The organism is Mycobacterium sp. NGS27, from assembly GCF_059813005.1.
This window is the reverse complement of record NZ_JCALDT010000002.1, coordinates 647,317-660,953: the sequence shown is the minus strand read 5'-3', so window position 1 is coordinate 660,953 and position 13,637 is coordinate 647,317. Positions and strand designations below refer to the sequence as shown.

The 13,637-nt window shown below is 67.6% G+C and carries 13 protein-coding genes; 7 read left to right on the top strand and 6 right to left on the bottom strand.

Annotated elements, in window-relative coordinates:
• Positions 1 to 74 precede the first annotated feature (74 nt).
• Positions 75 to 1,148 (top strand): DUF190 domain-containing protein, encoded by a 1,074-nt coding sequence (locus AC5Y30_RS07715; RefSeq protein ID WP_499917478.1) that lies wholly within the window; start codon positions 75 to 77, stop codon positions 1,146 to 1,148.
• Between the two features lie 56 nt (positions 1,149 to 1,204).
• Here the strand turns inward: AC5Y30_RS07715 and AC5Y30_RS07710 are convergent, their stop codons facing one another.
• From AC5Y30_RS07710 to AC5Y30_RS07700, 3 genes are all read right to left on the bottom strand, one after another.
• The gene (locus AC5Y30_RS07710) at positions 1,205 to 2,098 is read right to left on the bottom strand and encodes a fructose bisphosphate aldolase (RefSeq protein WP_499917477.1); all 894 of its coding nucleotides are present in this window, start codon (positions 2,096 to 2,098) and stop codon (positions 1,205 to 1,207) included.
• 160 nt (positions 2,099 to 2,258) lie between these two features.
• Positions 2,259 to 2,798, bottom strand: a complete 540-nt coding sequence (locus AC5Y30_RS07705) for a cytochrome b (protein WP_499917476.1) — start codon at positions 2,796 to 2,798, stop codon at positions 2,259 to 2,261.
• On the bottom strand, positions 2,795 to 3,817 hold the full coding sequence (locus tag AC5Y30_RS07700) for a catalase family peroxidase (protein WP_499917679.1): 1,023 nt from the start codon (positions 3,815 to 3,817) through the stop codon (positions 2,795 to 2,797). The genes AC5Y30_RS07705 and AC5Y30_RS07700 overlap by 4 nt, the downstream gene beginning before the upstream one ends.
• A gap of 475 nt (positions 3,818 to 4,292) precedes the next feature.
• On the opposite strand from AC5Y30_RS07700, the gene AC5Y30_RS07695 reads away from it, so the two are divergent.
• From AC5Y30_RS07695 to AC5Y30_RS07675, 5 genes are all read left to right on the top strand, one after another.
• Positions 4,293 to 4,670, top strand: a complete 378-nt coding sequence (locus tag AC5Y30_RS07695) for an STAS domain-containing protein (RefSeq protein WP_499917475.1) — start codon at positions 4,293 to 4,295, stop codon at positions 4,668 to 4,670.
• 59 nt (positions 4,671 to 4,729) lie between these two features.
• Complete coding sequence (locus AC5Y30_RS07690) at positions 4,730 to 5,173, top strand: ATP-binding protein (protein WP_499917678.1); 444 nt, start codon at positions 4,730 to 4,732, stop codon at positions 5,171 to 5,173.
• 165 nt (positions 5,174 to 5,338) lie between these two features.
• Positions 5,339 to 6,484 carry a phosphotransferase gene (locus tag AC5Y30_RS07685; protein ID WP_499917474.1) on the top strand — a complete coding sequence of 382 codons (1,146 nt, stop codon included), beginning with the start codon at positions 5,339 to 5,341 and terminating at the stop codon, positions 6,482 to 6,484.
• A 128-nt stretch (positions 6,485 to 6,612) separates the two neighbouring features.
• On the top strand, positions 6,613 to 8,373 hold the full coding sequence (locus AC5Y30_RS07680) for an N-acyl-D-amino-acid deacylase family protein (RefSeq protein WP_499917473.1): 1,761 nt from the start codon (positions 6,613 to 6,615) through the stop codon (positions 8,371 to 8,373).
• Between the two features lie 6 nt (positions 8,374 to 8,379).
• Positions 8,380 to 9,711, top strand: a complete 1,332-nt coding sequence (locus AC5Y30_RS07675; protein ID WP_499917472.1) for an aromatic ring-hydroxylating oxygenase subunit alpha — start codon at positions 8,380 to 8,382, stop codon at positions 9,709 to 9,711.
• A 126-nt stretch (positions 9,712 to 9,837) separates the two neighbouring features.
• Here AC5Y30_RS07675 and AC5Y30_RS07670 read toward each other — a convergent pair whose 3' ends face one another.
• The gene (locus AC5Y30_RS07670) at positions 9,838 to 11,082 is read right to left on the bottom strand and encodes an HNH endonuclease signature motif containing protein (protein WP_499917471.1); all 1,245 of its coding nucleotides are present in this window, start codon (positions 11,080 to 11,082) and stop codon (positions 9,838 to 9,840) included.
• Between the two features lie 376 nt (positions 11,083 to 11,458).
• Between AC5Y30_RS07670 and AC5Y30_RS07665 the strand changes: the two genes are divergently transcribed.
• Positions 11,459 to 11,719, top strand: a complete 261-nt coding sequence (locus AC5Y30_RS07665; protein WP_499917470.1) for a hypothetical protein — start codon at positions 11,459 to 11,461, stop codon at positions 11,717 to 11,719.
• A gap of 4 nt (positions 11,720 to 11,723) precedes the next feature.
• Here the strand turns inward: AC5Y30_RS07665 and AC5Y30_RS07660 are convergent, their stop codons facing one another.
• A complete protein-coding gene (locus AC5Y30_RS07660) occupies positions 11,724 to 12,389 on the bottom strand; it encodes a response regulator transcription factor (RefSeq protein ID WP_499917469.1) in 666 nt (221 codons plus the stop codon).
• Positions 12,386 to 13,603 carry a sensor histidine kinase gene (locus AC5Y30_RS07655; RefSeq protein WP_499917468.1) on the bottom strand — a complete coding sequence of 406 codons (1,218 nt, stop codon included), beginning with the start codon at positions 13,601 to 13,603 and terminating at the stop codon, positions 12,386 to 12,388. The genes AC5Y30_RS07660 and AC5Y30_RS07655 overlap by 4 nt, the downstream gene beginning before the upstream one ends.
• Positions 13,604 to 13,637: the final 34 nt, after the last annotated feature.

The following is a 13,637-nucleotide window of genomic DNA, read 5'->3' as shown; positions in this document are numbered from 1 at the left end:
GCAGTCCGCCGAACACGCTGCGGCGGTTGACGTCTGCGAACGGGTAGGCTGCCGGCAAGGCGACGGGAGCGGCGATGGACGACGATTGCCTGAAGCTCACCACCTATCTGGCCGAGCGTAGGCGGACCGGGGACAGCTTCGTCTCCGATGTCCTGCTCGGCCTGTACGCAGAGCACCGGATCGCCTGCGGCGTCCTGCTGCGGGGCATCGGCGGATTCGGCACCGGTCACCATTTGCGCACCGACGAGTCGTTGACGTTGTCCGAGGACCCGCCGGTGGCGATCATCGCGGTGGACACGAGAACGAAGATCGAGGCCCTGCTCCAACCGGTGCTCGCCGTCAAGCAGCGCGGCCTGGTCACCCTGGAGCGCGCCCGGTTGCTCTACGACAACGTCGGGGCGCCGCAGCCGGCCGAGGACCTGGGCGACGCCGTCAAGATGACGATCTACGTCGGCCGCAAGCAACGCGTCAACGGCTCACCGGCATACATCGCCCTCTGCGATTTGATGCACCGGCGTGGGCTCGCAGGCGCCACGGTGCTGCTCGGGGTGGACGGTGTCACGCACGGAAAGCGCCAGCGCGCCAACTTCTTTGGCCGCAACGCCGACGTCCCGATGATGATCGTCGCCGTCGGATCCGGCGGGCTGATCGGTCGCGTGTTACCGGAGATCGGCGAACTGCTAAGCAGGCCCCTGATCACCCTCGAACGGGTCCGGGTGTGTAAACGTGACGGCCAGTTCCTGGAGCGGCCGCACGCCCTACCGGGCGTCGACGAGCGCGGCTTGCCGCTGTTCCAGCAGCTGACGATCTACACCTCCGAGTCGGCACACCACGGCGGTGTGCCGATCCACCGCGGGATCGTTCAGCGGCTGCGCCGGGCCAGAACCGCGGACGGCGCGACGGTGCTGCGCGGCGTCTGGGGCTTCCACGGCGAACGCCCTCCCCACGGCGACGGACTGCTCTCGCTGACCCGCCGGGTGCCCGTCGTCACCATCGTGATCGACACCCCGGCCAATATCGCCGAATCCTTCGGCGTCATCGACGAATTGACGTGCGACGAGGGCTTGGTGACCAGTGAAATGGTGCCCGCTCTGGTCTCCGACGAAGGCGGCACCGGGCCACCGCGCATGGCCCGGCACCGCTATTAGCGGCGATCGCAAGCGCGGCGAAGCCGGGCGCAGCGGGTCGCCGCCATCGGGATAGCTCAGCCGGCGACGGAGGCGTCGTAGATCGACTGGATCGCCTTGTCCAACGTCGCGTTGAACTGCTCGTCGGACTGGTCGACGGTCAGGCCTTCGGTCAGGGCGCGGCTGAAGCTGGCGATCAAGCCGGTGTTCTTCGCCAACAGCTCGTTGGCTTCCTCGCGGGAGTAGCCGCCGGAAAGGGCCACCACCCGCATCACCTTCGGGTGCTCGATCAGGGGGCGGTAGAAGTTCACCTCGGTGGGCAGGCTCAGCTTGAGCATCACGCGCTGGCCCTCGGGCACCGCGTCGAGTTGCTTGGTGATCTCGTCGCGCAGGATGCCTTCGGCCTCGGCCTTATCGGATAACGAGATGGTCACCTCGGGTTCGATGATGGGCACCAGGCCGTGCGAGAGCACCTGGTGGCCGAGCTCGAACTGCTGCGCGACCACGGCCGCGATGCCCTTGGCGTTGGCGCCGCCGATCACCGAGCGCTCCTTGGTGCCGAAGACGCCCAGGCCGGCGGCCCGGTCCAGCAGCTCGTCGAGGCCCGGGATCGGCTTCATCAGCTGGACGTCGTCGGACGAGTCCGCCAGACCTTTGTCGATCTTGAGGATGGGCACCACGCCCTTGGTCTCCCACAGGTACGTGGTCGACGGCTTGCCCGCGATCTCACGGTCCATGGTCTGCTCGAACAGGATGGCCGCCAGCACGCGGTCACCGGTGAACGCCGGTGACGTGATGATCCGCGAGCGCATCTGGTGAATGAGGTCGAACATCTCCTTCTCGGAGGAGTACTCGTTGTCCTCGATGCCGTACAGGCGCAGCGCCTTGGGCGTCGAACCGCCGCTCTGGTCGAGCGCCGCGATGAACCCCTTCCCCGACGTCATCCGTTCCGCTTGCTGCTGGTTCGACATTGAACTCTCCCGCTTCCTCATGGCCCTCGCGGCCGCCGCACGCCCGGCCCGTGCCCGCGCGCTCAAGTCTGAATCGTGCCGATCATATTCGGCCACTTCGAGCCCGAGCAGGCAGGTCGTCAGACTGCGATTTCGGTCTCAGCAGTTTGGCCGCCTAGCTTCAGCGCCACAGCGCCATGCGGTCCAGCAGCCGGTCACGCAGAACGAGCGTGTGGAAGAGTACCGCCGTGATGTGGGCGGTAAACGCCAGGAAGAGCAGCAGCGCGAAAGCGCCGTGGCACTCCCGCAGCACCGCGAAAACGTCGACGTCGCGCGGCGCGATGCCGGGCAGCGCGACCGGCCCGAGCAGCGTGATCGGGAATCGCGCCGCGGACAACATCGCCCACCCGGTCACGGGCTGGACCAGCAACAGGCCGTAGAGCAGGTACTCCGACCACGTTGCGATGCGGCGTTCGGTTGCGCTCATCGTGGCCAGAAAAGCGGGCGGCCGGTGCCTGATCCGGTTCGCCATCCGAACCAGCGCGAAGGCGAGGATCAGCAGGCCGAGGGGCCGATGGACGGCCAGCAGCAGCGGGTAGTAGCTCAGTGCGGCGATCATGGTCACGCCGATGAGCAGTTGTGCGATGACCATCGGCGCCATCAACCAGTGCAGAACGCGCGACGGCACGGTGAAGCGCGCCCCGGCGGTCGCGCGCGTCATTGGAGGACCGCTTCGACGTCGACCGCGCTGACCGCTTTGGGTTCGCCGGCGCGGCGGGTGAACGAACGGGCATACACGGCCGATCGCGCGGCCAGCAGTGGGTCATCGGAGGCGGCGATGCCGTCGGGCAGCACCAGCGGGTCGAAGTTGACGTCGCGCGCGTTGCCGGCGTCTTCCGTCTGGACCGCGGCGATGGTGATGGTGCCGGCGTCGATGGTGCGCCGCGCAGCAGGCCAGGGTTGGGTGGCGTCATGGGTCGGGTCGCCCGGCTCGCCCACTATGAGGACGAGCCGCCAGCTCAGCGGCGTGTACGCCAGGGTGCGGATCAGGGCGTCGAACAGGTAGTCCCTCGCCGGTGGCGACGCCGTCACGTCGACGCCTTGCTGGGGAATCGCGGACCAGCGCACCGGTACCGTCGCGCCGGCGCCGTTGGTGAACCGGAAGGCGTTCAGCCCGTAAAAGGTGCTGTCGGCAAATCCCATGCTCGGCGGTGTCTGCTTGATGAGGCGCATGGCCGCGGCGGTCTCGGGGTGGCGCTGCAGGAACGCGGCCATCTGCTGCGGGTCGGGCTTGCCCGTGCCTGGCAGCGGCTTGGACGCGAGCAACCGGTCGTAGAACCCCTGCGGCGTGCTGTCCGGAAAGACCGGGATGTTGATCATCGCGGTGCGCCACTGCCGTCCGTCGGGGCCGTCGAACAACAATGCCAGCCCCCGGACGGTGTCGAACTTGTCGGCCTGGTCGGGCAGCCCACCGGACAGCGAGAACCGCCCGATCAGGGGAACGCTCCCGCGCCGGAAGACCGCGGCCCGGCATATCGCCGCGGCTGCTCCGTTGCTGACGAACGTCCCGGTGGCGCTCAGGCCTTTGGCGTGGTTTCGCCGGAACCCGTCATGGCGGCCGTAGACGCGCTCAAAGCGATCCGTGATCCCGGGCGGAGTCAGCGCGCCGGGGCGCAGCCAGCCACCGGCATACGCGAACCCACCGACGTCGACCGCGGCGAATCCGGCTACCGCGCCCATGCCCAGTAGCGCGCGACGCCGGTTCAGCGCGCCGAATTGCGACGGCGTGGCCGGGGTCTCCGGCGGCTCGGCGGGCGGCCCGTCGTCGTGTTGCCCGCCGTCGCGATCACGGGATTCCACGGCCCACCGCCCTTCCCGTTTGCGCAGGCCACGCCGCACAAGCGCAGGACGAAGCCGGTGGTAGCAATTCACGCACGGGCCGCTGCCCCGTGCAACTTCTGCGCCGCCCGTCACGCACATCCGGACGACGGCGCGGCGCCCGAAATCGTTCAGCGTTTTGAGCGTGGTACGCCGTGTGTCCTACCATTGACTAAACACTTGTAGCTGTATCTGCATTCAGTAGCGCAGATCGACGGAGTGCGTCTCCTCCGTAGGCAACCGTGTTCCCCGAGGGTTGAATACACAGCCCCCGGATATGGCAATGGCTGTTAGAGCTAGCGGTGTCCCGCACGGAACCGAATGTGAGTGATAGACCATGGGCGAACAATCCGGCGATCTTGTCGATCCAACCGCTTTCGAAGTCGGCAAACATCAGGTAGACCAGGCGGTTGTACTCACCGTCTCCGGCGAGGTCGACATGCTCAGCTCGCCGCTGCTGGCCGACGCCATCCAGACCGCGATGGCCACCAAGCCCGCGGCACTGATCGTTGACCTCTCCAAGGTCGGCTTTTTGGCCTCGGCCGGGATGACCGTCCTGGTGACCACGCAGGCGGAGATCGAGCCGCCGACGAAATTCGCGGTGGTCGCCAACGGCTCGGCCACCAGCCGGCCGATCAAGCTGATGGGAATCGACAGCGTGCTCTCGCTCTACAGCAGCCTCGACGGTGCGCTGAGCGGCATCGCTGGTGAGTGAGCCTCGGCGAAGTGAGCACGCAACTGGGGACGATGGGCCGCTCTGATCAACCGCAGAACGTGTCGAACATCGATGACCAATCCCGCTTCGTGCGGACGCGAGTGGGCGCCGACGCGCGCAGCGCGGCCCGGATCCGCGCCGAGTTCGGGGTGTGGCTCGGACGATATTTCTCCCTTGACGACGACCGCTTCAGTGATCTCCTGCTTGCGGTGAACGAGGCGATCGCCAATGCGGCGGAGTTCGCGTACGTCGACGCCGCGGAGCGCGGGACCGTCGACGTGCGGGCGGCCTACGACGGCGGCTCGGACACCTTGGCGGTGTCCGTCGACGACCGCGGCCGGTGGCGACAGAAAAAGCCGGTCCAGTACCAGCAGCAGATGCGCGGCCGTGGCATCCCGCTGATGGAGGCGCTCGCCGACGAGGTCAGCATCGACCGCACTCCGCAGGGAACTCGTGTCACGTTGACGTGGACCGGCCTGACGCGGCCCGGCTGTAGCGCCTGATCATTGCTGCAATCACGCTTTCCTGGCTAGCCATTGGGCGGCAAGAGGATTCATCGCACAAACCGCCCGTGGCGCGGTCAGCTCGCGTCAGACAGCCAAGCGGCACAACGCATCCCGTAACATCACCGGCATGGGCGGACGGCTCGCAAATCAGGGTGGATGGACATGAAGATTCCTCTTGCGCAAGCTTTCTCGATTCTCGGTCTGGCCGCCCACCTGGGCCGAGGCGCGGGCCGGGTGGCCACCGACGCAGCGATCGGCGGCAGATTCGGTCTGCCGCGGACGGTCGACGCGATCGATCCCACAGTCCTGTCCCGGGTCATGGGTACCACCGTCCGGTCGATCCGCGTTCTCAGCCGGGACGCGGGCACGTCCTCGCGGGGCCGGCTGGTGTTGACCGGAAAGAACGTCCCCGACTCGGTGTTCGTCAAGGTCGCGGCGCAAAGCGCCGCGACTCGGCTGATGGGCGAACTCGGTCGCCTCGGACACACCGAGGTGCGGTTCTACCGTGAGCTCGCGCCTCAAGTCATCGGTGTGCCCTATTGCTACGGCGCGGCATTCGACGCCCGGACGGGCCGCTACCTGCTGGTCCTGGAGGACCTTCCGGCCGAGTCGTGCGAGTTCCCCGACACCTTGCATCCGTTGTCGGCCGATCAGGCGAGCCTGATCATCGAGCTGCTGGCCGAACTGCATGCCACCTTCTGGGGCCGGCTCCCGCGCGACGGGCGCGGTCCGATGGGCTGGCTGTATACGCCGTCCGGCGACGTCACGTCGTTGCTGACCGGTTCGCTGATGCACCTTTCGATCAAGCGGCTCGCCGAGCGCACTTCCCTGGTCGACGTCCCCGTCGACACTGGCCGCTTTATCGCCGACAACTACCGCGCCGTCGCCACGCTCATCGACACTCCCCCGCACACCGTCATGCACGGCGACGCCCATCCGGGCAACATGTACTTCCAGGGCGGGAAGGCCGGGCTGCTGGACTGGCAGGCGGTGCGCCGGGGACACCCGTCGCGCGAACTGGCCTACACGCTGATCACCAGCCTGACGCCGGAGGACCGTCAGGCCAACCAGCGCGACCTCCTCGACGACTACCGTCGGGCGCTGATGGCCGCCGGCGGACCCGAGTTGGACCGCGACGACCTGTGGCTGCGATTCCGCCAAGGCGCGTTGTATGCATACGTCGCCGCGCTGATCACCGCCGGGATGGGCGGGATGCAGGTCGAGAACATCGCGATGGAGGGCCTGCGCCGTGGCGTCGCGGCGCTCGATGATCTGGAAACCGTCGCCGCGCTGAAGGGTTCTCTGTAGAACAGACCCAATTCGGCTGAGGCTATTGCCTTCGTCCCGCCGAGAGTTACGCTACCTACCGTAGCGAAATGCTGCGCGGCTAGCCGCTCAGCCCTCCCGAGACAGCCCCGGCGGCGAAGAGGAGTCTCATGTTCGACCTGAAGATCATCGGTGGCACGGTCGTCGACGGCACGGGCGCGGAGCGCTATGCCGCCGATGTCGGCATCAAGGACGGCAAGATCGTCGACGTCGTGCGACGCTCGGCCAACGGCCCCGCGATGAGCGGGGAAGCGGCCGAAACCATCGACGCGACAGGGCATGTGGTGGCCCCCGGCTTCGTCGACATCCACACCCACTACGACGGCCAGGTCAGCTGGGACAGCCTGCTCGAGCCGTCCAGCGGCCATGGTGTGACCACGATCGTGACCGGCAACTGCGGCGTCGGCTTCGCGCCCGTGCGGCCCGGCAGTGAGCAGTGGCTGATCGAGCTGATGGAGGGCGTCGAGGACATTCCCGGCACCGCGCTGACCGAGGGCATCACCTGGGGCTGGGAAAGCTACCCCGAGTACCTCGACGCGGTCGGCAAGCAGAAGTTCGCCGTCGACGTGGGCAGCCAGATCGCCCACGGCGCGGTCCGGGCCTACGCGATGGGCGAGCGCGGCGCGCGCAACGAGCCGGCCACCCCCGAGGACATCGAGACGATGGGACGGCTGGTTCGTGAGGCGATCGAGGCCGGCGCGCTCGGATTCTCCACCTCGCGCACGATGGGCCATCGCGCGATGGACGGCGAACCGGTGCCCGGCACGTTCGCCGCCGAGGAGGAGCTGTTCGGTCTCGGCCGCGCGATGGCGGCGGGCGGTCAGGCGGTGTTCGAGCTGGCACCGCAGGGCGCGGCGGGTGAGGACATCATCGGGCCCAAGAAAGAACTGGACTGGATGCGGCGACTGAGCGGCGAGATCGACCGTCCCGTGTCCTTCGCCCTGATCCAGGTAGACGCCGATCCGAAACTGTGGCGCGAGATGCTCGACCTGTCCGCGGACGCGCACGCCGCGGGCGCCCGCCTCTACCCCCAGATCGCGGCGCGGCCGTTCGGCATGATGATCGGCTTCCAAGGCCATCACGGTTTCAGCCATCGGCCCACTTACCGCCGGCTGAAGGCCGAGTGCAGCCGCGACGAGCTCGCGCAGCGGTTGGCCGACCCAGCGGTGAAGGCGGCGATCCTCTCGGAGGATGACCTGCCCGCCGATCCCACATTGTTGTTCGACGGGATGTTCGCCTTGGTGCAGCACTCGCTGGGCAGGCTGTACGCGCTCGGCGACCCGCCGGACTACGAGCCCACCCCGGACCGCACCGTCGCCGCCATCGCCAAGGCGCGCGGCGACGATCCGCTGTCCACGCTGTACGACCTCATGTTGGAGTCGAATGCAACTTCCATGCTGATGCTGCCGCTGTTCAACTACGCCGACGGCAACTGCGACGCGATCCGGGAGATGCTGCTGCACCCGGCGGGCGTGCTCGGCCTCTCCGACGGCGGCGCCCACTGCGGCATGATCTGTGACGCGTCCTACCCCACCTTTCTGCTCACGCACTGGGCACGGGACCGGCACCGGGGCGAGAAGCTGTCGCTGGAATACGTGATCCGCAAGCAAGCTCGCGACACCGCCCACCTGTTCGGCCTCACCGACCGCGGCACCATCGAGCCGGGCAAGAAGGCCGACATCAACGTCATCGACATGGACGCGCTGACCCTGCACCCGGCAGCGATGGCCTTCGACCTGCCGGCCGGTGGGAACCGAATATTGCAGGGCGCCAGCGGTTATGCGGCGACCATCGTCAGCGGGACCGTCACCCGCCGCAAGGACGTCGACACCGGGGCCCGCCCCGGGCGCCTGGTCCGCGGGGCGCGCTAAGAGCTCATGGCAACGGTGGCCGGCAATCCGGCGCGCGCCCGCGATGAGGATGCCGTCGGCACCCCGCCGGAAAGCCCGACGCTGGTGCCCGCAGAGCGCTACTACTCCCCCGCCTTCGCCGCGCTAGAGGCGCAGCGGATGTGGCCGAGGGTGTGGCAACTGGCCTGCATGGTCGACCACGTGGCGACACCCGGCGACTACTTCGAATACCGTTGCGGCCCATATGGGGTGCTGATCGTCCGTGACGACGACGGGACGCTCCGCGCCTTCCAGAACGTCTGCCGGCATCGCGGCAATTCGCTGTGCACCGGATCCGGTTCCGGCCTGCGCGAAGTCAAATGCGGCTATCACGGTTGGACCTGGGACCTGGCCGGTGCGCTCAAACGGGTGCCCAACCGCAAGGGCTTCGGCTCGCTGCGGATGTCCGATTTTCCCCTGATACCGGCGCGGGTCGAGACCTGGGCCGGGCTCGTCTTCGTCAACCTCGATCCTGGCGCGGTCTCGTTGACCGAATACCTCGAGGCGGTGCCCGACGACATCGCGTGGTGCCACCTGGAGGATTTCCGCTGCTACGCCACGCTCACCATCGAGGTCGACGCCAACTGGAAGACCATCGCGGACGGCTACAGCGAGACGTACCACATCCAGACCCTGCATCCCGAACTGCTGCGTTGCGTCGACGATATCCATGCGCCGCAACAGATCTGGGGCCACACCGGGAAATCGGACCAGCCCTATGGTGTGCAGAGCCCACGCTTTGGCGGCGCCCTGTCCGACGAAGAGGTCTGGAACGCCTATGTTGAAACCCAGGGCGCGCTGATGGGCGTCGCCGACGGCACGCCCATCCCGGCGCGCGAGTCCGGCCAGACCGTTCAGGACCTTATCGCCGCGCGCACAAGAGCATTCGCGGCCGAGCGCGGCGTCGACCTCGCCTGGGCCGATACCGACCGCATGACCCGGCTGCACCAGTACAACGTCTTTCCCAACATGACGCTGCTGGCCAACGCCGATCACCTGACCGTGATGTGCTCGCGGCCTGCCGCCGACCCCTCCCCCGACAAGGGCGAGCTGATCATGTTCTTGATGACCCGGCTACCGCCCGGTGCGCCGCACAACAAGCCGACGGATATGCGGACGACCGCCGGGGAGGCCGAACCGGGCCTGGTGCTCACCCAGGACATCGCGGTGCTTCCCGGCTTGCAACGCGGCATGCATCAACCCGGCTTCACGCATCTGGTGTTGTCCAGCGAGGAACGCCGCGTGATCAACATGCATCGCAACCTGGAGCGCTACCTCGAACTGCCCGACTCAGAGCGCATGACCGGCGGCGGGTGTTGACGGGTCTTGGGTCGCAGGCGGTATGGGTCGGGTGATCGGCCCCCGGTCACATCAACGAAGGTCTTGATGTAGCAACCTGTTTGACACTTGACGATGCACTGCCGGTAGTGACCCCGCTAACCCGACTCAATTGTTGGTCGGTGGTGGCTGGGGTTGGAACGGTGTGTACCACCACCAGTCGGCGCGTTCGCCGAGCGGCCCACGGCAGGGAGGGACGGCGGGTGGGGGTTGGGTTGGTGGGCGCGCGAGCGATCCCGGGTGCAGGGGTCGCCCGGAGTTGTCGGTGACGCTGAGGTTGTCTGCGGGTCCGGTGATGGTGATGACGCCGCGGTGGTGCAGCCGGTGGTGGTACGGGCATAGCAACACCAGGTTGGCCAGTTCGGTGGGGCCGCCGTCTTCCCAGTGCCGGAGGTGATGGGCGTGCAGACCACGGGTGGCCCCGCAGCCTGGCACCGCGCACATCCGGTCGCGATGCTCCAGCGCGCGGCGCAGCCGCCGACTGATCACCCGCGTCGCACGGCCGGCGCCGATGACTTCGCCGTCGCGGTGAAACCAGGCTTCACAGGTGGCATCACAGCTCAGGTAGCGGCGTTCGGCCTCGGACAGCAGCGGACCCAGATGCAGCGCCGCGGCGGGCTTTTCCACGTCGACATGCACCACCACGGTGGTGTGTTGCCCATGGGGACGCCGCGCCGCCTCGACGTCCGAACCCGTCTCGACCAGGCGCATGAACGCGTCGGCGGTGCCTGGCAGCGGCGGCGCCTGATCGCTGACGCCCTCGCCGTGCTCGCGCTTCCACTGAGCGATCAGCGCATCCCGATGAGACGCCAGCGCCGCGTCGAATTTCGCCGCATCCAGGTGTGGAAGTTTGATCCGCCAACAGGTGAACTCCTCGTTGGCGGCTTTGGTGATCGATCGCTCTGGTTGCGGCCCAGGATCGGGCTCGGGCCGCGGTTCCAACTTGACCACGGTACGCAGCTGGTTGACCGTGGCGACCTGGGCCAGCGCCGCATAGTGCCCATCGGAGCCCTCGCCGGCGCGCGCCGCGATGACCCCGACCTGATCCAGCGACAACCGGCCCTCCCGCATGCCCTGCGTGCAGCGGGGAAACTCCTCGAACCGGCGCGCGACGGTAGCCATCGTGTGCGCGTTCGTCGAGGACGCCCCGAGCTTCCAGGCCACCAACGCCGCAACCGAGCGTGCGCCCGTGATCCCGCAGAGCCCGTCGCGATCGATCTCGGCGACGATCTCGACCATGCGCCCATCGATCGCGTTGCGCTGACCGGTTAACTCCGCCATCTCCTCGAACAGCACCTCGAGACGATCCTTGGGGCGCACTTCGACGCTGGCTGCAATCGCGGTCGGAGACATGGCGCCATCATCGCAGCCACCACCGACAAACCCGACCGCCCGATCTGCTCAACGGGTCACCCTCGCCCTGCTCTACCGGCCGCAAACATCGTGGAAACCTCGTATCTCGCGCATCGACACCACTAGTAGCGCATTGATTCTGCGCCGGGCGCTCCCGCGTCCCAGCAAATGAGCGTCGGAACGCCGAAGTGATATCTCGCAACATAATTCGCGTTCACGGCGCGAAAGTGGCGTCCAGCGATTTAGAATCCCGCTTGTGATGACCCCGTCTTACCCCTGGGGGGGCAATCGAGGGCAACTTGCGCGGCACCTTCGGCTGCCGTATCACACGCTCCGCCGGCGGCGGACGCGACGTCTGTGCCAGAGTTTCGAACGGGTGGGCGTTCGAACGGCACCGGAGCGGCTGCGAGAAATGTTAGCGGGCGCGCCGCTGGCCGCGCACGAACTGCTCAACGTGAACTTCGCGTTGATCGCGATGCAGCTCGACCGCGAATCTCGCGCCGCGCGCTACAAGCGGCTCAAGAAGCGCGGCGCCCGTTCGTTGATGTTCGCGGGTCTGATCGTGGTGGTGCTGAACTTCCTGATGTGCATGGCCTACGTGCTGTTGAACCTGGCGGAACAGTCGGCGCCTTACTAGGTCTTCAGCGCGGCACGACGATGCCGTTGTCGTAGGCGTAGACGATCGCGGCGGCCCGGTCGCGCAGATCGAGCTTCCCGAAGATGCGGCCGACATGGCTCTTGACGGTGACGCCGGAGATGCACAGTTTGTCGGCGATCTCCGTATTCGACAACCCTTGGCCGATCAATGTCAGGACGTCGAGCTCGCGGGTGGTCAGTTCGCCGATGGCGATGCCGCGGGGACCGGGTGCGGCCTTGCGGTACGTGGTGAGCACGCGCGAGGTGACCGCGGGATCGAGATAGCTGTCACCCCTGGCGACCGCCCGCACCGCGCGGATCAACTCCTCGGCCGAAGAGTCCTTGAGCACGAAGCCGGCCACGCCGGCACGCAGCGCTCCCGACAGCAGCTCGTCCTCGTTGAAGGTGGTCAGGGCCAGCACCGGCGGCCTGCCACCCAGCCTGCGCGTCGCCTCGATCCCGTCGACGCGGCGCATCCGCAGATCCATCACGACGACGTCGGGCCGGTGCTCGGCCACCGCGGCCGGCACCTCGTCACCGTCGGCACATTCCGCGACGACGACGAAACCATCCTTGCGGCGCAGGATCCGGCGCAGGCCCGACCGCACCAGGTCCTGGTCGTCGACGAGCAGCACGGTGATCTCGGGCGTCGCTGAATTGTCTGGGATCATCCCTTGCACCACCACGGGCGCCAGGCGACATCGCCTTCGTGCAGCGGTATTTCCGCGCACACCGACCAGCCGTCGCGGGTGGGGCCGACGTCGATCGCGCCGCCGAGCAGCTCCACCCGCTGGCGCATACCACGCAAGCCGCGTCCCTCGGCCGACGGCGAGGCCGCCACCGCCGCGGGAAGCAGATTGGTGATGGCCAGCCTCGCCGACACCGCCGAAATATCCAACACCACACCGGCTTTCGACTCTGGGGCGTGCTTGGCGATATTGGCCAGCGACTCCTGGGTGATGCGGTACAGCGCGAGGCCGACCGCGGCCGACACGTGATCGGTGGGCCCTTCGACGCACAGCGCGACGGTCAAACCGGCCCGCTGAAAACCTTCGACCAGCACCGCGATGTCGTCGATGCCGGGCTCTGGAGCGGTCTGCGCGGTCTTGCTCGGCCAGTTGTCGAGCAGCCCGACGGTACGACGGATGTCGGCCATGGCCTGGCGGCCGAGCCGCTCGGCCTGCTCCAGGGCCTCGACCGCGTCATCGACGTCGCGATCCTGCTGCAGCGCGCGGCGCGCACCCGTCACGTGCAACAGGGTGATGCTCAGCGAGTGGGCGATGACATCGTGCACTTCGCGCGCGATGCGGCGGCGTTCGTCGGCGGCGGCGTGCTCGGCCAACATGTCTTGTGCCTCAATCTGTTCCGCCAGCAGCAGCCGCTGGGTTCGCATCAGGTAACCGAGCAGCCATCCCACCGCTATGAAACCCAGATACAGCACCACCGTGTCGAGGCGATGCAGGGCGGATGCGGTGAGCAACAGCGCCGCCGCCGAGAGGCTCGCCAGGATCCCGCCCAGCACCGACGCCAACGTCGCGACGACCAAGACCATCAGGACCAGCAACGCCGGGGCGAAATCGGCGTGGATGGGCGTGGACGTGCCAAACAGCGTCAGCGCGGTGGACGCCGTCCAGGTGGCCCACAGCGGCCCCGGGGTCATCTTCGTGTTGAAGATCAAGAACGCGAACGAGGGGGACAGCGCCAGGGCGAACGCCGTCAGCGCCACCGGCAGATCCGAGACGGGCCGCTGCAGCGTCCCGATCACCCCGCCGAGCACCAGGGCGACATCGACGGAGATCAGCGCCGCCCAGGTGATACCGACGGGAATCAGCTCGCTTCGCCGGCGCAGCAGTTCCCGCAAGTGATCCGCTGCGGCATGCAACATCGTCCAATCCTAGAAGAGCCGGCTGCCTCGTCAC

What these genes read in the sequence shown, in the direction of transcription:
- AC5Y30_RS07670 (WP_499917471.1), bottom strand. Translation starts at nt 11,082, where the DNA reads ATGTCTCCGACCGCGATTGCAGCCAGCGTCGAAGTGCGCCCCAAGGAT.
- AC5Y30_RS07660 (WP_499917469.1), bottom strand. Translation starts at nt 12,389, where the DNA reads ATGATCCCAGACAATTCAGCGACGCCCGAGATCACCGTGCTGCTCGTC.
- AC5Y30_RS07685 (WP_499917474.1), top strand. Translation starts at nt 5,339, where the DNA reads ATGAAGATTCCTCTTGCGCAAGCTTTCTCGATTCTCGGTCTGGCCGCC.
- AC5Y30_RS07695 (WP_499917475.1), top strand. Translation starts at nt 4,293, where the DNA reads ATGGGCGAACAATCCGGCGATCTTGTCGATCCAACCGCTTTCGAAGTC.
- AC5Y30_RS07655 (WP_499917468.1), bottom strand. Translation starts at nt 13,603, where the DNA reads ATGTTGCATGCCGCAGCGGATCACTTGCGGGAACTGCTGCGCCGGCGA.
- AC5Y30_RS07675 (WP_499917472.1), top strand. Translation starts at nt 8,380, where the DNA reads ATGGCAACGGTGGCCGGCAATCCGGCGCGCGCCCGCGATGAGGATGCC.
- AC5Y30_RS07700 (WP_499917679.1), bottom strand. Translation starts at nt 3,817, where the DNA reads ATGGGCGCGGTAGCCGGATTCGCCGCGGTCGACGTCGGTGGGTTCGCG.
- AC5Y30_RS07710 (WP_499917477.1), bottom strand. Translation starts at nt 2,098, where the DNA reads ATGTCGAACCAGCAGCAAGCGGAACGGATGACGTCGGGGAAGGGGTTC.
- AC5Y30_RS07680 (WP_499917473.1), top strand. Translation starts at nt 6,613, where the DNA reads ATGTTCGACCTGAAGATCATCGGTGGCACGGTCGTCGACGGCACGGGC.
- AC5Y30_RS07715 (WP_499917478.1), top strand. Translation starts at nt 75, where the DNA reads ATGGACGACGATTGCCTGAAGCTCACCACCTATCTGGCCGAGCGTAGG.
- AC5Y30_RS07705 (WP_499917476.1), bottom strand. Translation starts at nt 2,798, where the DNA reads ATGACGCGCGCGACCGCCGGGGCGCGCTTCACCGTGCCGTCGCGCGTT.